General features: G+C 61.9%; 16 protein-coding genes and 1 rRNA gene. 13 read left to right on the top strand and 4 right to left on the bottom strand.

The annotated features are described in order from the left end of the window. From rrf to AB4Z20_RS04780, 7 genes are all read left to right on the top strand, one after another. Window positions 1-99, top strand: a 5S ribosomal RNA gene (rrf, locus tag AB4Z20_RS04810); the annotation flags it as partial. A 156-nt stretch (window positions 100-255) separates the two neighbouring features. Beyond that, window positions 256-3,708, top strand: a complete 3,453-nt coding sequence (recC, locus tag AB4Z20_RS04805; protein WP_442089429.1) for an exodeoxyribonuclease V subunit gamma — start codon at window positions 256-258, stop codon at window positions 3,706-3,708. Continuing rightward, the gene (gene recB, locus AB4Z20_RS04800) at window positions 3,705-7,394 is read left to right on the top strand and encodes an exodeoxyribonuclease V subunit beta (protein ID WP_442089428.1); all 3,690 of its coding nucleotides are present in this window, start codon (window positions 3,705-3,707) and stop codon (window positions 7,392-7,394) included. Before recC ends, recB begins: the two co-directional genes overlap by 4 nt. After that, window positions 7,391-9,487 (top strand): exodeoxyribonuclease V subunit alpha, encoded by a 2,097-nt coding sequence (gene recD / locus AB4Z20_RS04795; RefSeq protein WP_253471430.1) that lies wholly within the window; start codon window positions 7,391-7,393, stop codon window positions 9,485-9,487. The genes recB and recD overlap by 4 nt, the downstream gene beginning before the upstream one ends. Window positions 9,488-9,626: 139 nt before the next feature. After that, entirely contained in the window at window positions 9,627-10,202 is a 576-nt protein-coding gene (locus AB4Z20_RS04790) for a YfiR family protein (protein WP_253471432.1), read from the top strand. Continuing rightward, the gene (locus AB4Z20_RS04785; protein ID WP_442089427.1) at window positions 10,199-11,467 is read left to right on the top strand and encodes a diguanylate cyclase domain-containing protein; all 1,269 of its coding nucleotides are present in this window, start codon (window positions 10,199-10,201) and stop codon (window positions 11,465-11,467) included. Before AB4Z20_RS04790 ends, AB4Z20_RS04785 begins: the two co-directional genes overlap by 4 nt. 3 nt (window positions 11,468-11,470) lie before the next feature. Then, complete coding sequence (locus AB4Z20_RS04780) at window positions 11,471-11,974, top strand: OmpA family protein (RefSeq protein ID WP_442089426.1); 504 nt, start codon at window positions 11,471-11,473, stop codon at window positions 11,972-11,974. Here the strand turns inward: AB4Z20_RS04780 and AB4Z20_RS04775 are convergent. Further along, on the bottom strand, window positions 11,971-12,918 hold the full coding sequence (locus AB4Z20_RS04775; protein WP_046063064.1) for a LysR family transcriptional regulator: 948 nt from the start codon (window positions 12,916-12,918) through the stop codon (window positions 11,971-11,973). The two genes, AB4Z20_RS04780 and AB4Z20_RS04775, sit on opposite strands and share 4 nt — an antisense overlap. A gap of 140 nt (window positions 12,919-13,058) precedes the next feature. Between AB4Z20_RS04775 and AB4Z20_RS04770 the strand changes: the two genes are divergently transcribed. Continuing rightward, a complete protein-coding gene (locus AB4Z20_RS04770; RefSeq protein ID WP_003197536.1) occupies window positions 13,059-14,585 on the top strand; it encodes a CoA-acylating methylmalonate-semialdehyde dehydrogenase in 1,527 nt (508 codons plus the stop codon). A gap of 10 nt (window positions 14,586-14,595) precedes the next feature. Further along, window positions 14,596-15,483 carry a 3-hydroxyisobutyrate dehydrogenase gene (gene mmsB / locus AB4Z20_RS04765; RefSeq protein ID WP_214512151.1) on the top strand — a complete coding sequence of 296 codons (888 nt, stop codon included), beginning with the start codon at window positions 14,596-14,598 and terminating at the stop codon, window positions 15,481-15,483. Window positions 15,484-15,697: 214 nt separating this feature from the next. On the opposite strand, the gene AB4Z20_RS04760 is transcribed toward mmsB, so the two are convergent. Both AB4Z20_RS04760 and AB4Z20_RS04755 read right to left on the bottom strand, forming a co-directional pair. Next, window positions 15,698-16,042, bottom strand: coding sequence for a cupin domain-containing protein (locus AB4Z20_RS04760; protein WP_003197542.1), 345 nt, complete (start codon window positions 16,040-16,042; stop codon window positions 15,698-15,700). A 97-nt stretch (window positions 16,043-16,139) separates the two neighbouring features. Beyond that, window positions 16,140-17,021 carry a LysR substrate-binding domain-containing protein gene (locus AB4Z20_RS04755; protein ID WP_253471448.1) on the bottom strand — a complete coding sequence of 294 codons (882 nt, stop codon included), beginning with the start codon at window positions 17,019-17,021 and terminating at the stop codon, window positions 16,140-16,142. A gap of 213 nt (window positions 17,022-17,234) precedes the next feature. On the opposite strand from AB4Z20_RS04755, the gene AB4Z20_RS04750 reads away from it, so the two are divergent. After that, window positions 17,235-17,999 (top strand): sulfite exporter TauE/SafE family protein, encoded by a 765-nt coding sequence (locus AB4Z20_RS04750; RefSeq protein WP_442089425.1) that lies wholly within the window; start codon window positions 17,235-17,237, stop codon window positions 17,997-17,999. Here the strand turns inward: AB4Z20_RS04750 and AB4Z20_RS04745 are convergent. Beyond that, entirely contained in the window at window positions 17,989-18,303 is a 315-nt protein-coding gene (locus tag AB4Z20_RS04745; protein ID WP_253471452.1) for a putative quinol monooxygenase, read from the bottom strand. The genes AB4Z20_RS04750 and AB4Z20_RS04745 overlap by 11 nt on opposite strands. Window positions 18,304-18,503: 200 nt before the next feature. On the opposite strand from AB4Z20_RS04745, the gene AB4Z20_RS04740 reads away from it, so the two are divergent. The 3 genes from AB4Z20_RS04740 (at window position 18,504) to AB4Z20_RS04730 (ending at window position 21,198) form a co-directional block, all read left to right on the top strand. Then, entirely contained in the window at window positions 18,504-19,094 is a 591-nt protein-coding gene (locus AB4Z20_RS04740; protein WP_442089424.1) for an NAD(P)H-dependent oxidoreductase, read from the top strand. 195 nt (window positions 19,095-19,289) lie between these two features. Continuing rightward, window positions 19,290-20,201, top strand: a complete 912-nt coding sequence (locus AB4Z20_RS04735; protein WP_442089423.1) for a LysR substrate-binding domain-containing protein — start codon at window positions 19,290-19,292, stop codon at window positions 20,199-20,201. A gap of 103 nt (window positions 20,202-20,304) precedes the next feature. After that, window positions 20,305-21,198 (top strand): NAD-dependent epimerase/dehydratase family protein, encoded by an 894-nt coding sequence (locus AB4Z20_RS04730; protein ID WP_442089422.1) that lies wholly within the window; start codon window positions 20,305-20,307, stop codon window positions 21,196-21,198. The last annotated feature ends 54 nt before the right edge of the window (window positions 21,199-21,252 follow it).

Below are 21,252 nucleotides of genomic sequence, written 5' to 3'. Positions count from 1 at the left end.
ATTGGAACCACCTGATCCCATCCCGAACTCAGCAGTGAAACGATGCATCGCCGATGGTAGTGTGGGGTTTCCCCATGTGAGAGTAGGTCATCGTCAAGATTAAATTCCGAAACCCCTATCTGCTGATGCAGGTAGGGGTTTTGTTTTGCCCGCAGGAAAGTTCTTACGACAAGCGCGGATAGCTCCCGGCTGTCACAACCCCCCGACAGTGCTAAGGTTCTGCCCCTAGCTTTTGCATTTTCAAGGATGCCTTTCATGCCGGACGCAACGTCCCTCAGCCCAGCTTTCATGGTGGTTCACGGGAACCGCCTTGATGAGTTGCGCAGCTTGGTAATCAGCTTGATGCGGCGCTATCCGCTGTCCCCCCTTGAAAATGAAATCGCTCTGGTACAGAGCAATGGCATTGCCCAATGGCTCAAACTCGCACTGGCTGAAGACCCGGAAGACGATGATTCTGGCGGTTGCGGTATTGCGGCTGCCATTGATGTGCAACTGCCGGGCAGTTTCATGTGGCAACTTTATCGAACAGTCCTGGGACGCGATGAAATTCCGGCCAAGTCCCTGCTGGATAAGGCTCCGTTAACCTGGCGCCTGATGCGTCTGCTGCCGCAGTTGATCGAGCAGCCTCATTTCGAACCTCTGCGACGATTCCTTACCCACGACACCGACTTGCGCAAGCGCTATCAACTGTCCGAGCGTCTTGCCGATCTGTTCGACCAGTACCAGGTCTACCGGGCCGACTGGCTTGAGGATTGGGCGGAAGGTCGACACCAGACCAGAAATGTCCGAGGTGAAATAAAGCCGCTCGCGCCGGCAAATTGCTGGCAAGCGGAACTGTGGCGAGCCTTGTTGCTGGATGTGGGGGAGCAAGGCATGGCGCAAAGCCGTGCCGGCGTTCATCAGCGCTATATCGAACGTATCAACAGCCTGGAAACCGCTCCGAAAGGCCTGCCCGCACGGGTCATCGTGTTTGGTATTTCTTCGTTGCCTGCCCAGGTCCTGGAGGCGCTCGCCGGCCTTTCCCGGTTCAGCCAGGTTCTGCTCTGCGTGCATAACCCGTGTCGCCATCATTGGGCGGACATCGTCGCCGACAAGGATTTGTTGCGTCACCAATACAAGCGCCAGGCACGCAAGGCTGGCATGCCCGTCGTCCTCGATCCGCAAACCCTGCATCAGCATGCCCATCCGTTATTGGCCGCCTGGGGCAAGCAAGGGCGCGACTATATCAACCTGCTCGACAGCTACGATGACCCCAACAGCTATCGCTCGGTATTTCGCGATGGGCGAATCGACCTGTTCACTGATGGGACCCCCACGACCCTTCTCAGCCAGTTGCAGGATGACATCCTGGAGCTGCGCCCCCTGAATGAAACCCGGGAACACTGGCCTGTCGTCGATCCGGAGCGAGACGGCTCGATCCGTTTTCATGTGGCGCATGGCGCCCAGCGCGAGGTTGAAATTCTCCACGACCAATTGCTGGCCCACTTCAGTGCGGATCCGACCCTGCGCCCACGGGATATCATCGTCATGGTCCCGGACATCGACAGTTATGCACCGCACATTCGCGCAGTGTTCGGCCAGCTCGACAGGAGCGACCCGCGGTTCATCCCCTTCACGTTGACCGACCAGGGCCAGCGTGGACGTGATCCACTGCTGATCGCCGTCGAGCATTTGCTCAAGCTGCCGGACAGTCGTTTTCCAGTCAGCGAAATCCTCGATCTGCTGGATGTCCCGGCGTTGCGCGAACGGTTTGGCATCGATGAGGCCGACCTGCCGACACTGCACCGCTGGATCGAAGGGGCAGGCATTCGTTGGGGGATGAGTGCCGAGCACCGTGCCGGCTTGGGCCTGCCTGCCGAGCTTGAGCAGAACAGCTGGCATTTCGGCTTGCGTCGCATGTTGCTGGGGTATGCCGTCGGCAGTTCGAACGCTTATGAGGGCATTGAGCCTTATGACGAGATCGGTGGCCTGGATGCGGCGTTGATTGGTCCCTTGGTTGCTTTGCTGGATGCCCTGGAAGTCGCCCATCATGAACTCACCCGGCCGGCATCGCCGCAGCAATGGGGTTCACGCCTGCAAGATCTGATACAGCTGTTTTTCCAGGCAAGCAACGAGCATGACGACTATTTGCTGGCCCAACTCGAAGACTTGCGTGAAACCTGGCTGGAAACCTGTGAGTCGGTGGGGCTGCACGATGAATTGCCGCTGACGGTGGTGCGAGAGGCGTGGTTGGCCGGACTGGATCAGGGGCGACTGTCCCAGCGCTTCCTGGCCGGCGCAGTCAACTTCTGTACCTTGATGCCGATGCGCGCGATCCCCTTCAAGCTGGTGTGCCTGCTGGGGATGAATGATGGTGATTACCCGAGAGCCCAGCCGCCTTTGGACTTCGACCTGATGGGTGGCGATTATCGTCCGGGTGATCGTTCCCGCCGTGAGGACGACCGTTACCTGCTGTTGGAAGCGCTGCTTTCTGCCCGTGAAAAGCTGTACATCAGTTGGGTGGGGCGCAGTATTCGCGACAACAGCGAGCGCCCGGCATCGGTGTTGATCGGCCAACTGCGCGATCATCTCGCCGGTGGCTGGCGGTTGGCAGATGACAGCAAGCCTCTTCTCGATGCCCTGACCCAGGAGCATCCGCTGCAACCGTTCAGTGCGCGTTATTTCCATCAAGGCGATGCGCTGTTCAGTTACGCCAGCGAATGGCGAATGCTCCACGACATCTCCGATGACGCCGACACAACCCAGGTGCTGGAGCCTTACGTTCAGGAAGAACCCTTGGGCCTCGGTCAGTTGCAGGACTTCCTGCGCAATCCTGTCCGCCATTTCTTCAGCCAGCGGCTGAAAGTGTTCTTCGAGGCCATCGAAGCGCCTCTGGCCGATGACGAACCTTTCGTGCTCGATGCGCTGCAACGCTACAGCCTGAGTGACAGCTTGCTCGAGGCCGCCCTGGTACGCCTGGACCAACCGGATCTTGCCCTTACCGCTCACGCCAAAAGACTGCAGAACAGCGGCCTGTTACCCATGGCCGGTTTCGGTGAATGCATGCAGCGTGAATTGATCGAACCTCTGCCGGATCTGCTCCAGCGGTACCAACAGCTTCTGGCGTTATGGCCGACACCGTCGGTCAGCGCTGTGCCAGTCAGCCTGCAATTGCAGGGAGTGAATGTCGAGGGCTGGCTCAGCGGTTTGCACCAGCGTTCCGACGGTGCGGTCCTCGCCATCACGGCCATACCCAACAGCATCGGCTCCACCAAGACCCGTAAGTGGCATCGCCTGATACGACCTTGGGTCAACCATCTCGTGGCCTGCGCTAATGGCTTGTCGTTGACGACGGCACTGGTGGCCAGTGATGACAGCTTGCTGCTGGCACCTTTTGAAGAGCCTGTCGCACAAAGGCTACTGGGCGACATGCTGCTGGCCTGGCAGACCGGTATGCGCCAGCCGCTACCGATCGCGGTTAAGACGGCTTTCGCCTGGCTCGGCCAGACTGATCCGGGCAAGGCCGAAGCGGCGGCTCGCAAAGCCTATGAGGGCGATGGACAGACGTTTGAAGGCGAGCGGCGGGAAAGTCCGGCGTTGGCTCGACAGTTTGCTGATTTCGATGCCTTGATGGCTGACGAAACATTTCCCGATTGGTGCGATGCACTCTACCGACCATTGCTCGAAGCCCCATGGCGTTCATTGGTCAGCGAGGAGGCCCGTTCATGAGTCAGCAGGCACCATTGGCCCTGGCTTTCCCGCTGCGGGGCAGCCAACTGATCGAGGCCAGCGCCGGTACCGGCAAGACCTTTACCATTTCGGCGTTGTACCTGCGTCTGGTGCTGGGGCATGGCGGTTCGGCGTCCGGCTTCGGCCGCGAGTTGCTTCCACCGCAAATCCTGGTGGTGACCTTTACGGACGCTGCCACCAAGGAGTTGCGTGAACGAATTCGCACTCGTCTGGCCGAAGCCGCACGTTTTTTTCGCGACGAGATTCCAGCCCCGGATTCGCTGATCGCCGCGTTGCGCGATGAATTCAGCGCTGAGCAATGGCCTGGTTGCGCGAACCGGCTGGACATCGCTGCGCAGTGGATGGACGAAGCGGCCGTCTCGACCATCCACAGTTGGTGCCAGCGCATGTTGCGTGAGCATGCCTTCGACAGCGGTAGCCTGTTCACCCAGACCCTGGAAACCGACCACAGCGAATTGCTGGGCGAGGTGCTGCGCGATTATTGGCGGTTGTTCTGCTATTCGATGCAAGGCGAGGCGCTGAACTGGGTACGTACTCATTGGGGAGGGCCTGCTGCGCTGTTGCCGCGGGTGCGAGGTTTGTTTTCCAGCGAGCGTAGCGACGGCGACGGGCTTGAGCCTGCCGAACTCATCGCCGCGGCCTTGCAGGAGCGCAGTGCCGCCTTGCTCGATCTCAAGGCGCCGTGGCGGCAATGGGCGGTGGAACTGTTGGAGATCTGCCAGCAAGGCGTGGCCAGCAAGGCTGTCGACGGGCGCAAGATGCAGGCGCGTTACTTCGAGCCATGGTTTCAGAAAATCACTGCCTGGGTCGATGACGAAAGCCTCGAGCTGTTGGACATCGGTACCGGATTCACGCGGTTGACGCCCGAGGGCATGGCCGAAGCCTGGAAAGGTGAAGTGCCCAACCATCCCGGGCTGGACGCCATGGCCAGTCTCAAGACCAGCCTGGATGCGTTGCCCACGCCAGATGCCGCCGTGTTGCAGCATGCCGCGCAATGGGTCGGGGCGCGCTTCGAGGCAGAGAAACGTCGCCGCGCCGAGATGGGCTTCGATGACATGCTGCTGCGTCTCGATGCAGCCCTGCAGGCCGACGGAGGCGAGCGTCTGGCGAGCCTGATCCGCGAACAGTTTCCGGTGGCGCTGATCGATGAGTTCCAGGACACCGACCCGGTTCAGTACCGGATCTTCGAAAGCATCTACCGCATCGAAGACAACGACCCCGGGACCGGACTTTTCCTGATCGGCGATCCGAAGCAGGCGATCTACGCTTTTCGCGGCGCCGACATCTATACCTACCTGCGCGCTCGCGAAGCCACTGCTGGCAGGCTGCACACGCTGGGCACGAACTTCCGTTCCAGCCATGCCATGGTCGGCGCGGTAAACCATGTTTTCCAGAATGCCGAGTCCCGCCCGAAGGGGCGTGGGGCTTTTCTGTTCCGTGAGCCGTCGGACGAGAACCCGGTGCCGTTCCTGTCCGTCGAGTCCCAGGGGCGCAAGGAGTCCTTGCAGGTCGCTGGGCAGGCGGTCGCGGCGCTGAACATCTGGCACCTGTCGTCGGACCAGCCACTTTCCGGTGCGGTGTATCGACAATCCATGGCGGCCGCCTGCGCCAGTGAAATCACGGCGTTGCTCAACGGCGGCCAGTCGGGGCGCGACGGCTTCACGGTCGATGGAAAAGTGCTGCGAGGCGTGCGCCCGGCAGATATCGCCATCCTGGTGCGCGATGGTAAAGAAGCGCAGGCGGTGCGAGACGCGTTGTCCGCGCGAGGCGTGCGCAGCGTGTATCTGTCCGACAAGGATTCGGTCTTTGCCTCGCAGGAAGCGCGGGACTTGCTGATCTGGCTCAGGGCCTGTGCCGAGCCGGATGCCGAACGACCGCTACGGGCAGCCCTGGCCAGCATCACGTTGAATCTGTCGCTGACGGAACTGGAACGTCTCAACCAGGATGAGCTGGCCTGGGAAGCCCGGGTCATGCAGTTCCGCAGTTATCGTACGGTCTGGCGCAGCCAGGGCGTGCTGCCGATGTTGCGACGCCTGCTGCATGATTTCGAACTGCCCCAGGCCTTGATGGTGCGCAGCGATGGCGAGCGGGTGCTGACCAACTTGTTGCACCTTTGCGAACTGTTGCAGCAGGCCGCCGGTGAATTGGATGGCGAACAAGCCTTGATCCGGCATTTGTCCGAGCACCTGGCTTTGTCCGGGCAAGCGGGAGAAGAGCAGATCCTGCGCCTGGAAAGCGATGAGCAACTGGTCAAGGTGGTCACGATCCACAAGTCCAAGGGCCTCGAATATCCGTTGGTCTTCTTGCCCTTTATCTGTTCGACGAAACCGGTGGACGGCAGTCGATTGCCATTGCACTACCACGACGAGGCCAACAAGGCGCAGATCAGCCTCAAGCCCACGGCCGAATTGATCGCCAAGGCCGATGACGAGCGTCTGGCCGAGGATCTGCGGCTTCTCTACGTGGCATTGACCCGCGCACAACATGCCTGCTGGCTTGGTGTCGCGGATCTCAAGCGGGGCAGCAACAACCGCTCGATCCTCCATGTGTCCGCGCTGGGGTACTTGTTGGGTGGTGGTGCGCCGCTGGCCGAGTCGGTGGAATTGAGGCGTTGGCTGGAAGACCTGCAACAAGGCAGTGACGCGGTGAGCTACCAGCCAATGCCTGAGGCCACCGACGAGCACTACCGGGCCCCGCGCAACGAAGCCGTGTTGCTTGAACCCTTGGTACCCTTGCGAAAAGCCAGCGAGAACTGGTGGATCGCGTCCTACAGTGCCTTGCGCATCAGCGAAAGCCTGAGCGAAGGCAGCGATACCGCGCCAGAGAGTCCCCAGGCCCAGAAACTGTTCGACGATGAACGACTGGACCCGGACGCGCCCAGGGAGACCGTCGCTGTCGGTGGCGACATCCACCGCTTTCCCCGTGGCCCCAACCCCGGCACTTTCCTGCATGGCCTGCTGGAGTGGGCCGCAGGGGAGGGCTTTTCATCGGCGCCAACGGATATCGAGGATGCCATTGCCCGACGCTGCAATCGCCGAGGCTGGAAAGGCTGGATCACCACGCTGAGCGATTGGCTGCAGCACCTGATCAAGATGCCCATGCACGTCGGCGACGACCAGGCGCCAGTGGTGCTCGAACAGCTGAGCCGATTCCAGGTCGAGATGGAGTTCTGGTTCGCCAGCCACAAGGTCGATGTGCAAAAGCTCGACCAACTGGTTTGCCGGTTCACCCATGGTGGTGTGGCCCGCGTCGCGGCAGAACCGGTGCTGCTCAACGGCATGTTCAAGGGCTTCATCGATCTGACGTTCGAGCACGACGGCCGGTACTACGTGGCCGATTACAAATCCAACTGGCTGGGTGTCGATGACATGGCCTACACCGTACCGGCCATGGAACAGTCGATCCTGGACCATCGCTACGACCTGCAATACGTGCTGTACCTGTTGGCCCTGCATCGCCAGCTCAAGGCACGGCTCCCCGATTACGACTACGACCGGCATGTCGGCGGCGCGTTGTACCTGTTCCTTCGCGGAACCCGCTCAGCCAGTCAGGGGGTGTATTTCACCAAGCCGCCACGGGCATTGATCGAACAACTGGATCGCCTGTTCCAGGGGGCGCCCGAACCCAAGGCTGAACCGGCGTGGGTACAGGGAGAGTTGCTATGAGTCGTTCTTTTGCCGACCTGCTGCCCAAATCGTCCGACGACGAAAGCCTGGTGGAGTTGGCGCCCTTGAGCCGTGCGCAGGACCTGCTGTTGTTATTGACGCGCTGGGTCGAGCGCGGCTGGTTGCGCGCCCTGGACAAGGCATTCGTGGCGTTCCTCCATGAACTGGCGCCCGACGATGATCCTTTGGTTCTGCTCGCTGCTGCGTTGACCAGCCATCAACTGGGTCACGGGCATGTTTGCCTGGATGTGTTCGAGACCCTCAAGGAACCGGATTTTGCGCTGTCGCTGCCTCCCGAGGGTGACCTGCAGACGGGCGTGATGCTGTTGCCATCGCAAATATTGGCGACACTGGACGGCGTCCATTGGTGCAAGGCCCTGGCGTCCAGTCGTCTGGTGGCCCTGGCCGTGGATGGGAGCGAAGAGGCGCAGCAACGCCCGTTGGTGCTGTCCGGCAAACGTCTTTATCTGCGCCGCTACTGGGGTTATGAACGGCGAATCGATGAAGCGTTGCGTCAACGGCTTATCGAGCATGAAGCGGCGCCCGGCGACCTGCGCGAGCGCTTGGACGGGTTGTTCGGGCCGGCCAATGCCAGCGGCCCGATCGACTGGCAGAAACTGGCCTGCGCGCTGGCGACACGAGGGGCCTTCAGCATCGTGACCGGCGGCCCGGGCACCGGCAAGACCACGACCGTTGTGCGCCTGCTGGCCCTTCTGCAGGCTCCGGCCGTCGAGGCCGGGAAGCCGCTGCGGATTCGCCTGGCTGCGCCAACCGGCAAGGCGGCGGCGCGCCTGACCGAGTCCATCAGCCAGCAGGTCCGGACCCTGGATGTGGACGACGCGGTGCGCGAACGGATTCCCTGCGACGTCACGACAGTCCATCGTTTGCTGGGCAGCCGCCCGGGCACCCGGCATTTTCGCCACCATGCAGGCAATCGCTTGCCACTGGATGTGCTGGTGGTCGATGAAGCGTCGATGATCGACCTGGAGATGATGGCCAATCTTCTGGATGCCCTGCCGGCCCATGCACGGTTGGTGTTGCTGGGGGACAAGGACCAGTTGGCCTCCGTTGAAGCCGGTGCGGTGCTGGGGGATTTGTGTCGAGACGCCGAGGAGGGCTGGTACAGCCCCCGGACCCGAGCCTGGCTTGAGTCGGCCAGTGGTGAAAACCTGGCGGCCAGTGACCTGCAACAGGACCTCGACGGCACTCATCCCCTGGCACAGCAAGTGGTCATGCTCAGGCATTCCCGGCGCTTCGGCGAAGGCAGCGGGATTGGTCAGCTGGCTCGCTGGGTCAACCAGCAGCAGCCTGAAAAAGCCCGTCAGTTGCTGGAGCAAGGGCAGCATGCCGATCTGTCTTCCCTGAAATTGGCGAGTGAACACGACACGAAACTGGAAAAGCTGCTGCTCGACGGCAAGCCAGATGGGCCCCAGGGTTATCGGCATTACCTGAGCCTGCTACGGCAGCGACGCCCGGCCATTTCTCGCCCGCTGGAAGACCGTTGCTGGGCCGATTGGGCCCGGGAAGTCCTGGCGGCCTTCGACGAATTCCAATTGCTTTGCGCGGTGCGCAAAGGTCCGTGGGGCGTCGAAGGACTGAACCTGCGAATCACCGCCGCCTTGCTCAAGGCCCGCCTTATCGATAGCGATCACCAGTGGTACGAAGGGCGCCCGGTGTTGATGACCCGCAATGACTATGGGCTGGGGCTGATGAACGGCGATATCGGTATCGCCCTCAAGTTGCCCGAGCGTGACGGCCCCGATGCCGGTAAACAGGTTCTGCGGGTCGCTTTCCCGCGCAACGATGGCCAGGGCGGTGTGCGTTTCGTCCTGCCCAGCCGCCTGAATGATGTGGAAACCGTGTATGCCATGACGGTGCATAAATCCCAGGGCTCGGAATTCACCCATACCGCGTTGATCCTCCCGGATGCGCTGAACCCGGTATTGACCAAGGAGTTGGTGTACACCGCCATTACCCGGGGCAAGCAATGGTTCAGCCTGATAGAGCCACGAGCGGGGGTGTTCGAGGAGGCGGTGCGGCGCAAGGTCAAGCGTTTGAGCGGGCTCATGTTGGAGTTGGAGGGGGATGACTGAATGATCAGCTTTCGTGATTCGATGCCGGAGTCACGATTCTGACTGTTTTCTGTCAGATATGTCCGTAGGGCGCCGGCTCGCTGGCTTTTTGGCACTGTGCTATCGTTCCGACACTTATCGTATGACCAAGAGATTTTCCATGAAAGTGGCGGTTCGGGAGGCGGTGCGCAGCAAGGAGTGGGGGCATTATCTGCTTGCCGGTCTTCTGTGGTTGCTGTCGCCTATGGTGCTTGCCGAAGATCCACCCTCCACGAGCCGGGCTGAACAGCGGGCCGAATCGGTCACTCAAGTCGTCTTGGGCATTCTCAGCTACGCGCGCTGGCCAGTGGAGCCTGCGCAGTTGCAACTGTGCATCGTCGGCCCGACCCAATACACCGACGACCTGGTCAAAGGCACCACCCAGGCCACCGGTCGACCGGTGGCCGTACAGCGATTGCTGGCCGATCACCCCAACATCGCTACGGATTGCAACGCCGTCTACATCGGCAGGCTGACCAGCGACGAGCGCACCCGTCTGTTTGACTCCCTGATCGGCAAGCCCGTGTTGAGCATCAGCGAAGGCGGTGACCAGTGCACCGTGGGGAGCCTGTTCTGTCTGCGGGTCGGTGATGAGCAGGTATCGTTCGAGGTCAACCTCGACTCGGTAGCGCGCAGTGGCGTGCGTATCCATCCGAGCGTTCTGCAGCTTTCCCGTCGCAGGCCGGCAGTACCATGAGCCTGTCCAAATCGCGGATCCTTCCCACCCTGGGCTCGGTCATCGGGCGCGGCCACCTGATTGTCGCGTTGGTGGCGATCACCATGGCCAGTGTTTCCCTGACGTTGCTGGGGGTGCTTGCGTTGCGGGTCTACGCCGATCACAACCTGCACCTGATCGCCCGTTCGATCAACTACACCGTGGAAGCCGCCGTGGTATTCGATGACGCGGCGGCGGCCACCGAGGCGCTGGCCTTGATCGCCTCCACCGAAGAGGTCGCCGATGCCCAGGTGCTCAATGAACATGGCCGTCTGTTGGCGCGTTGGCAGCGACCGGAAACAGGCCTGTTGTCGGGGCTGGAAGTGCACATTGCCAAGGCATTCCTGGAGAAGCCCATCAGCCTGCCAATCGTTCACCAAGGACAGAACATCGGCCGCATCGTGCTGGCGGGGCATGGCGGCAGCCTTTTGCGCTTTCTGCTCAGCGGCCTGACGGGGATTATCTTATGCACGGCGGTGAGTGCCTGGGTGGCGCTTTATCTGGCGCGGCGCCAGTTGCGGGCGATCACCGGACCATTGCGCAGCCTGGCCGAAGTGGCTCACGCGGCACGCAGCGAGCGGGCCCTGGACCGGCGGGTGCCGCCGGCCGCCATCGCCGAACTGGATAATCTGGCCAATGACTTCAATGCACTGCTCGAGGAACTGGAGTCCTGGCAGACCCACCTGCAAAGCGAAAACGAAACCCTGGCCCACCAGGCCAGTCACGACAGTTTGACCGGCTTGCCGAACCGGGCGTTTTTCGAAGGCCGGCTGATCCGCGCCTTGCGCAACGCCAGCAAGCTCAACGAGCAAGTGGCCGTGTTGTACCTGGACAGCGACCGGTTCAAGGGCATCAATGACAATTTCGGCCACGCTGCCGGTGACGCGGTGCTGACGGCCGTGGCGACCCGGGTCCGGGCACAGTTGCGTGAAGACGACTTGGTCGCACGCCTGGGCGGCGATGAATTCGCCGTGCTGCTGGCGCCCCTGCACAACGCCGAGGACGCCGAGCGGATCGCTGAAAAAATCATCGCCAGCATGGAAATGCCGATTCAATTGCCCGGCAACGCCTCCGTGTTGACCTCCCTCAGTATCGGCATTGCCGTTTACCCGGATGATGGTGCCACACCGGGCACCCTGCTCCACGCCGCCGATGCGGCCATGTATCAAGCCAAACGCCTCGCCCGAGGCGGTCAACATACGGCGGAGTCGGATCACTCCGTCGCTGATCTTCAAACCAGGAGCTGACTCGTGCGTTCATCCCTTCAATTTTCCCTGCGCTGGTTCTCGGCGCTTTTCCTGCTTGCCGTCGTGGTCCTGAGCGGTTGCCAGACAGCACCGCCGAAAGGCCTGACCCCGGCGCAAATTGCCGTACTCAAGCAACAAGGTTTCGAGCTGACTGACGATGGCTGGGCCTTCGGTTTGTCGGGCAAGGTGCTGTTTGGCAGCGATGTGGAAAACCTCAACCCGGCCAGTACCGAAATCGTCGAGCGTATCGGCAAGGCACTGCTGGGGGCGGGAATCCAGCGGGTACGTGTCGATGGCCATACCGACGCATCGGGCTCACAGGCCTACAACGAACAACTGTCGAAGCGGCGGGCCGCCAGCGTGAGCAAGGTGCTGACAAGCGTTGGCATGCGCGAAGAGAACGTCCAACTGCGCGGCCTGGGCAGTAGCAAACCGGTCGCCTCCAACGACACCGCCAGCGGCCGCACCGAAAACCGCCGTGTCGCCATCGTGGTCAGCGCCGACTAGTCGGCGAACACCATCTCCCGGCTGTCGCCCATCAGCAGTGGCTGGTTCTGTTCAGTCACCTCGCGAATGTAATCCCACAACAACGTAATCCGCTTCAGCTTCCTCAAGTCCTCACGGCAGTACATCCAGAATTGCCGGGTGACGGTGATGTCCTCCGGCAACACCGGCAACAGCCGTGGGTCCTGGGCGGCGAGGAAGCAGGGCAGGATGGCCAGTGAGCGGCCTTGCTGCGCTGCCACGAATTGCGCGATCACGCTGGTGCTGCGCAGGTGGGCATTGGCGCCGGGTAGTACGTTGGCCAGGTAGAGCAATTCGGAACTGAACGCCAGGTCATCCACGTAGCTGATGAACGAGTGCTTGCCCAGGTCGGCCGGGCGCTGGATGGGTGGGTGGTTGTCCAGGTAGGACTGGGTGGCGTAGAGCTGCAGTCGGTAGTCGCACAATTTGCAGCACACATAGGGGCCGTGTTCGGGGCGTTCGAGGGCGATGACGATGTCGGCTTCGCGCTTGGAGAGGCTGATGAAGTGCGGCAGCGGGAGAATGTCTACCGAAATGGCCGGGTAGGCGTCGACGAAGTGGCTCAGTTGCGGGGTGATGAAGAAGCTGCCGAAGCCTTCGGTGCAGCCCATGCGCACGTGGCCGGACAGCGCGACGCCGGAGCCTGAGACCTGTTCGCAGGCCATGTGCAGGGTGCTTTCGATCGATTCGGCGTAACCCAGCAGGCGCTGGCCCTCGGCCGTCAGGACAAAACCGTTGGTCCGGGATTTCTCGAACAGCAGCGTGCCCAACGAGGCTTCCAGCGAGCTGATGCGTCGCGACACCGTGGTGTAGTCGACGGCCAGGCGCTTGGCGGCCGTGCTGGCCTTGCGGGTGCGGGCCACTTCGAGGAAAAACTTGAGGTCGTCCCAGTTCAGCGACCCCAGGGAGGTGATGTTTTTTTGCATGTTGGACCGGCTTTTATGTGCATTCTTATTAGAAGTTTGCACATCTATACTCCAAAAACAGTCCCATCACCAAGCGTGTCCCGTGCACCTTGGTTTTTGCTGAACCAACGCTCTCTATAAGAACAATCCCGGAGGCCAGCATGAACGTTTCCCTTACGCCCAGCGACACCACCCTGCAAACCGTCAGACTGCTGATCGATGGCGAGTGGGTTGAATCCCAATCCAGTGAATGGCACGACATCGTCAACCCGGCCACCCAGCAGGTGTTGGCGAAGGTTCCGTTCGCCACGGCCTCGGAAGTCGATGCCGCCATCGCCGCTGCCCAGCGTGCTTTCCAGACCTGGAAACTGACGCCCATCGGCGCGCGGATGCGCATCATGCTCAAGCTCCAGGCGTTGATCCGCGAGCATTCCAAGCGCATCGCCGCGGTGCTCAGCGCCGAACAGGGCAAGACCATCGCTGATGCCGAAGGCGATATTTTCCGTGGCCTGGAAGTGGTCGAGCACGCCTGTTCCATCGGCACCCTGCAGATGGGCGAATTTGCCGAGAACGTTGCCGGTGGCGTTGACACCTACACCCTGCGCCAACCGATTGGTGTGTGCGCGGGCATTACCCCGTTCAACTTCCCGGCGATGATTCCGCTGTGGATGTTCCCGATGGCCATCGCCTGCGGTAACACCTTTGTGCTCAAGCCATCGGAACAGGACCCGCTGTCGACCATGCTCCTGGTGGAACTGGCCATAGAGGCCGGCGTGCCGGCGGGCGTGCTCAACGTGGTGCATGGCGGCAAGGATGTGGTGGATGCGCTCTGCACACACAAGGACATCAAGGCGGTTTCATTCGTCGGTTCGACGGCAGTTGGCACCCACGTGTATGACCTGGCGGGTCGTCACGGCAAGCGCGTGCAGTCGATGATGGGCGCCAAGAACCACGCGGTGGTGTTGCCTGATGCCAATCGTGAACAGACCCTCAACGCCTTGGTCGGCGCCGGTTTCGGCGCGGCGGGCCAGCGTTGCATGGCCACTTCCGTGGTGGTGCTGGTGGGCGCGGCCAAGCAGTGGTTGCCGGAGCTCAAGGCCCTGGCGCAGAAGCTCAAGGTCAATGCTGGCAGCGAGCCGGGCACTGACGTCGGCCCGGTGATTTCCAAGCGCGCCAAGGCACGGATCCTCGAATTGATCGAGAGTGGCGTGCAGCAAGGGGCGAAGCTGGAGCTCGATGGTCGTGGTATCAGCGTGCCGGGTTTCGAGCAGGGCAATTTCGTTGGCCCGACCCTGTTTTCCGGCGTGACCACCGACATGCGTATCTACACCGAGGAAATCTTCGGCCCGGTGCTGGTGGTGCTGGAAGTCGACACCCTGGATCAGGCAATTGCCCTGGTCAATGCCAACCCGTTTGGCAACGGCACTGGCCTGTTCACCCAGAGCGGTGCGGCGGCGCGCAAATTCCAGAGCGAAATCGACGTCGGCCAGGTGGGCATCAACATTCCGATTCCGGTGCCGGTGCCGTTCTTCAGCTTTACCGGTTCCCGCGGTTCGAAACTCGGCGACCTTGGTCCGTACGGCAAACAAGTGGTGCAGTTCTACACTCAGACCAAGACCGTGACCGCGCGCTGGTTCGATGATGACAGCGTCAATGACGGTGTGAACACCACCATCAATTTGCGTTAAGGAGCCGGACATGAACATCGCATTTATCGGCCTGGGCAACATGGGCGCCCCCATGGCGCGCAACCTGCTCAAGGCTGGCCATTCGCTGAACCTGTTCGACCTGAACCAGACGGTGCTGGCTGAACTGGCGGCGCTGGGCGGCACGATCAGCGCCTCGCCGCGCGACGCGGCCCAGGGCGCTGCCCTGGTGATCACCATGCTGCCGGCCGCCGCCCATGTGCGCAGTGTCTGGCTGGGTGAAGACGGTGTGCTGGCCGGCATCGCTGCCGGTACGCCAGCGGTGGATTGCAGCACCATCGATCCACAAACCGCCCGCGACGTGGCGGCTGCCGCGGCGAAACAAGGGGTGGCGATGGCCGATGCGCCGGTCTCGGGTGGCACCGGTGGTGCGGCGGCGGGCACGTTGACCTTCATGGTCGGTGCCACGGCCGAGTTGTTCGCCACCTTGCAACCGGTGCTGGCGCAAATGGGCCGTAACATCGTGCACTGTGGCGAAGTCGGCACCGGGCAGATCGCCAAGATCTGCAACAACCTGCTGCTGGGGATTTCCATGGTCGGTGTCAGCGAAGCCATGGCGTTGGGCGATGCCTTGGGGATCGACACCCAGGTGTTGGCCGGCATCATCAACAGTTCAACGGGCCGTTGCTGGAGTTCGGACACCTACAACCCATGGCCGGGCGTGATCGAAACGGCACCGGCGTCCCGGGGCTACACGGGGGGCTTTGGCGCCGACCTGATGCTCAAGGACCTGGGCCTGGCGACCGAAGCCGCGCGGCAGGCCCGTCAGCCGGTGGTGCTGGGGGCGGTGGCGCAGCAGTTGTACCAGGCGATGAGCCAGCGGGGCGAGGGCGGCAAGGACTTTTCGGCGATTGTGAACAGCTATCGCAAGCCGCAGTAAGAGCGGCGATATCGACGGGCTTTTGTGGCAAGGGCAATTGTCTGTGGGAGCAAGGCTTGCCCGCGATTACAGGCGATGCGGTCTCTGAGAGAACGAGGTGCCTGCATCGCGGGCAAGCCTTGCTCCCACAGATTGCTCCGTCGCCACAGAGGCTGCGCAATCTACAAAGTTGTTTTCCGAGAGACCATGTCGGGTGGTCTCTCGGTTTTTTGTTTCAGGCAAAGACGAAATATTTGCGCACGGTCTCGACCACTTCCCAGGTGCCCTTCATGCCTGGCTCGACGACAAAGATGTCACCGGCCCGCAGATGGATCGGCGCCATGCCGTCCGGGGTGATGATGCAGTAGCCTTCCTGGAAATGGCAGTACTCCCACTTCACGTAATCCACACGCCATTTGCCGGGTGTGCAGATCCAGGTGCCCATGATCTTGCTGCCGTCTTCGCTGGTGTAGGCGTTGAGGTTGACGGTGTGCGGGTCGCCTTCGAGTTTTTCCCATTTGCAGGCGTCGAGTACGGGCAGCGGATGGGTGTCGCGCAGGACGGTGATGGGTGCGGTCATGTGAGCTCCGAAAGGGGCAGAAGAGAACAGGCACCCTAACGCGCGGCATGAGCGGGTAGATGTCTGTGGTCGACACCGGGCTATCCAGAAGCGCGCATCAATCGGCCAGATGCCGAGCCAGGGCCGTGGCGTAGGCAGGCAAACCGTCGAAGTTGCGGGCGCACAACAGCAAGGCCCGGTATGCCCAAGCCTCTTGCAGCGGGACGCATTGATACGAAGGCTCGGGTGGGCGCCGGTCGATGGCAGCCTTCGGCACGATGGCAATGCCTGCACCATGGGCCACCATGCGAATCATCCCGTCGAAACCCTCGGCGCGAATGCGCACTTGCATGCGTGAGCCGATGTGCAGGGCCTGCTCTTCCAGGTGGATCGCCAGGGCGCTGGAGGCGTTCAGACCGACATAATCGTGGCTGAGGGTCTCACTGAAACGTACGGCGCGACCGTCAGCCAGGGGGTGTCCGGTCGGTAGGATCAATACCAGCGGATCGTCGCGAAAAGGCCAGGTCTGAAGGCCCTCGGTGTCCACTGCGTCGGAAACGATCCCGAGGTCTGCCGCGCCTTGGCGCAGCGCATGGGTGATCCGTGAGCTGGGCAACTCCTGCAGGTCAATGTCGAGGTTGGGATGGGCCTGGAGAAAACCGGCCAGCAACTCGGGCAGGTATTCGGTCATGGCGCTGGTGTTGCACAGCAGCCGCACCCGGCCTTTGACGCCTTTGGCGTATTCGGCCAGGTCCTGTTGCAGGCGTTCGGCCTGTTGCAGCAGGATCCGGGCGTGCTCGGCCAGGGCTTTGCCCGCGGGAGTGGGCGTTACGCCACGCCGCCCGCGTTCAAGCAGGTCGATGCCCAGGGACGCTTCCATGGCTCGCACTCGTGCGCTGGCCGCGGCCAGGGACAAATGGCTGCGAGCCGCACCGGCGGTGATGTTGCCGGTGTCGAGGATGTTCAGGTAGAGGCGCAGGTCGGTGAGGTCGAAGTGCATGGGTGGGGATCCTGTCTCAAGTGCTGTGGCGCCTGGTTTATCGTCATCGCGAGCAAGCTCGCTCCCACAGTTGAAATGCAATCCCATGTGGGAGCGAGCTTGCTCGCGATGGCGTCGGCCGCATCAGCGAATTCACAGCCTCTTGCCGCAAGAGAGGCACCCTCAGTATATGGCAGATTTTCAAGCCAAGCCCCGGGGCGCACGATACCCCCCATGGACACACTCATTACTTTCTATCAAAACCTCGGTCTAGCCCTTTCCCTGCTGGTCATCGGCACCTTCCTGCTGGCCGGCACCATCAAGGGTGTGATCGGCCTCGGCTTGCCGACCATCTCCATGGGCTTGCTTGGGTTGGCTATGGCCCCGGCGCAGGCTGCGGCGCTGCTCATCATCCCGGCGACCCTGACCAATCTCTGGCAATTGGCGTTTGGCGGTCATCTGCAAGCCCTGCTCCGGCGCCTGTGGCCGCTGCTGCTGGCGATTTTCATTGGCACCGGGCTCGGTACGCTGTGGCTTGGCATGACGGGTGGGGCCTGGGTGGTGCGGGCCTTGGGTGGGGCGCTCGTGCTGTATGCGCTGAGCGGGCTGTTGCTGCCAACGCTGCGGGTCGGCGCCTGTGCCGAGCCGTGGATCGCTCCGCTCTGCGGGCTGCTCACTGGCCTCATCACATCCGCCACTGGCGTATTCGTCATTCCGGCGGTGCCCTATCTGCAAGCGCTGGGCCTGAGCAAGGACGAACTGGTACAGGCCTTGGGCCTGTCATTCACCGTTTCTACCCTGGCCCTGGCCGCCGGCCTGTTGTGGCGCGGCGCACTGGGCGGGGGCGAGTTGAGCGCTTCGTTGCTGGCGCTGGCTCCGGCGCTGCTGGGGATGTGGCTGGGGCAATGGTTGCGTCAGCGGATCAGCGCCGTGTTGTTCAAGCGGGTGTTTTTTGTCGGCCTCGGCGTGCTCGGCGGTCATCTGCTGATCAGCGGCTAGCCGAGGACGGGCTGAGCATGTCGACGCGACGGATTTCGAAGTCGCGCTCCAGATAATCCATGCGTTGCTCGAAGAACTGCTGCATGTGCGGCAGGTTCGAGTGCACCTCCAGGTGCGCCTGGGATGCCCAGATCTCATAGAAGATAAACAGCGTCGGATCCTGCTGGTCCCGCAGCATGTGATATTCGATGCAGCCGGGCTCGGCGCGGCTTGGTTCGACGTAGGCGCGGAACAGCGCTTCGAAGGCTTCGGCTTTTTCTGGACGGGTCTTGGCGTGCAGGATGAAACCGTGCAGTTCGCTCATCGAGGTGGCTCCTGAGATAAAAGAGGTCTCGAAGTCTAAGGCAATAATCGGTCGTTAATTCGTGCGTATAGATCAAATCACTTTTGCCGTTGGACGGCTTATTCCCCATGAAGCTCATCGTTATTCTGCCGCCATCATTTTCAACCTTTCCATGCGGCGGCCTTTGACGGCCCATGCCGTGGAACCCGATGAGACTCCCCATGAAAAAAGTCCTGTTGCTCAATGGCGGCAAACAATTCGCTCACTCCGACGGTCGCTACAACGCCACCCTCCACGACACGGCGCTCAGCGTGTTGGACCGTGGCGGTTTTGATGTGAAAACCACCTTCATCGACGGCGGCTACGACATCAAGGAGGAAGTCGCCAAGTTCCTTTGGGCCGATGTGATCATTTACCAGATGCCGGGTTGGTGGATGGGCGCGCCCTGGACCGTGAAGAAATACATCGACGAAGTCTTCACCGAAGGCCACGGCAGCCTCTACGCCAGCGACGGCCGGACCCGTTCCGATGCCTCGCAGAAATACGGCAGCGGTGGCCTGGTCCAGGGCAAGCAGTACATGTTGTCGCTGACCTGGAACGCCCCGCAGCAAGCCTTCGACGACCCGAGCGACTTCTTCGAGGCCAAGGGCGTGGACGCGGTGTACTTCCCGTTCCACAAGGCCAATCAGTTCCTCGGCATGACCGGCCTGCCGACTTTCCTGTGCGTGGACGTGATGAAGCGCCCGAACATCGACGGGGATGTGGCGCGGTATGAACAGCATTTGCGCGAGGTGTTCGGCCTGAAGGCGTGACCTGTCTTTTACCTCACATCCCGATACTATCCTGTGGCGGGTGGGTAAACCTGCGCTGTGGGAGCAAAGCTTGCTCGCGAAACAGACCCCTCGATCCCCGAAAGACCGCGGCGCCTTCATCGCGAGCAAGCTTTGCTCCCACATCGCGAGGATAAATCCCCTCGCCACAAGAGAGATCAGTCGACAGGGGGATACGTGAAAGCCAGATCCGACGAATTGCAGATTTTCGTCTGCGTGATCGAGTGCGGATCCATCTCCGCCGCCGCCGAGCAGGTCGGGCAGACGCCGTCGGCGGTCAGCCGAACGTTGTCGCGGCTGGAGGCCAAGCTCGACACCACGCTGATCAACCGCACCACGCGGCGTATGGACCTGACCGAGGAGGGCAAGTATTTCTTCGAGCAGGCCAAAGGCATCCTCGACCAGATGGATGAGCTGGAAGAGCGCCTGTCCTCCCGCCAGAAGAACCCTGCAGGCCGGTTGCGCATCAACGCGGCCTCGCCGTTCATGCTGCATGCCATCGTCCCGCACATCGACGAGTTCCGCAGGCTCTACCCGGACATCCAGCTCGAACTCAACAGCAACGATCTGATCATCGACCTGCTGGAGCAAAGCACCGACATCGCCATCCGCATCGGCACCCTCACCGACTCGACGCTCCACGCCCGCGCCCTGGGTTGCAGCCCGTTGCACATTCTGGCCAGCCCCGCTTATCTGAAGCGGCACGGCACACCGTCTAGCGTCGCCGAGCTGGCAGGTCATGCGCTGCTGGGGTTTGCCCAGAACGAGGGCCTCAACCAGTGGCCGCTGCGCCACGTACACGGTGATCGTTGGCCGATCCAGCCCGCCATCAGCGCGTCCAGCGGCGAGACCGTGCGCCACTTGGCGCTGCAGGGGCAGGGCATTGCCTGCCTGTCGGACTTCATGACCCGCGTAGACATCCGTGCCGGTCGGCTGAAGGTGCTGCTGGCCGATGCCAACAGCGGATATCGCCAGCCGATCAATGCCGTGTACTACCGCAACTCGCAACTGGCCTTGCGGATCCAGTGCTTCCTGGACTTCATCCAGGGCAAGCTCGCCGGCTACGCCTCGCGGGAGTTCAAAGGCTGATTCGTGACTTCAAGGCAAGAGTGATTTGGGCAATGTGGACTGTTTCGTCAGGGACGGGGCCTCGATACTTGCGCCATCACTGATCTGGCCAAGGAGTTTGTCCATGAACGTATTCGTCACCGGCGCTGCCGGTTTTATCGGCGGTTCCATCGCCACCGGCCTGGTACGCGCCGGGCACCACGTCACCGGTCTGGTGCGCAGCGCCGAACAGGCGAACGAACTGACGGCGCTGGGCATCGAGCCGGTTATCGGCACCCTCGAAGACAGCGCGCTGCTGACCGAGCAGGCCCGTGCCGCCGATGCGGTGATCAATGCCGCCAGCAGCGACCACCGCGGTGCGGTCGAAGCGTTGATCGAAGGGCTCAAGGGCTCGAACAAAGTGCTGCTGCACACCAGCGGTTCGAGCATCGTCGGCGACGCGTCGGGCGGTCGTTCCAGCGATGCCATCTACTACGAAAATGACCTGCCGGCACCTACCGCCGACAAGGCTGCCCGTGTCGCCATCGACAACCTGGTCCTGGATGCGGCGAAGCAAGGCGTGAACTCGGCGGTGATCTGCAACACCTTGATCTACGGCCACAGCCTGGGCGTCAAGCGCGACAGCGTGCAACTGCCGCGCCTGCTCAAGCAGGCAGGTAAAAGTGGCGTGGTGCGGCATGTCGGGCGGGGGCAGAACATCTGGTCCAATGTGCACATCGAGGACGTGGTCGAGTTGTACAAACTGGCCCTGACTCGCAACCAGTCGGGCACCTTCTACTTCGTCGAAAGCGGCGAAGCCTCGTTCATCGACGTGACCACCGCCATGGCCCGGGCGTTGAACCTGGGCGAACCGCAGGACTGGCCATTGGCCGATGCCGAAGCGGAGTGGGGCTACGAAATGGCCAACTATGGCCTGGGTTCCAACAGCCGGGTGCGGGGCAAGAACGCCCGTGAGCTGCTGGGGTGGACGCCGAAACGGACGTCGGTGGTGGCGTGGATTCTTGATGAGATGGTGTGAGTGACGCCGCTATCGCGAGCAAGCTCGCTCCCACATTTGATCACAGACGATCAC

Source organism: Pseudomonas sp. KB_12 (assembly GCF_052114545.1).
Classification (GTDB): Bacteria; Pseudomonadota; Gammaproteobacteria; order Pseudomonadales; family Pseudomonadaceae; genus Aquipseudomonas; species Aquipseudomonas brassicacearum.
The sequence above is the reverse complement of the archived record's forward strand: the minus strand, read 5'-3'. Positions and strand labels throughout refer to the sequence as shown.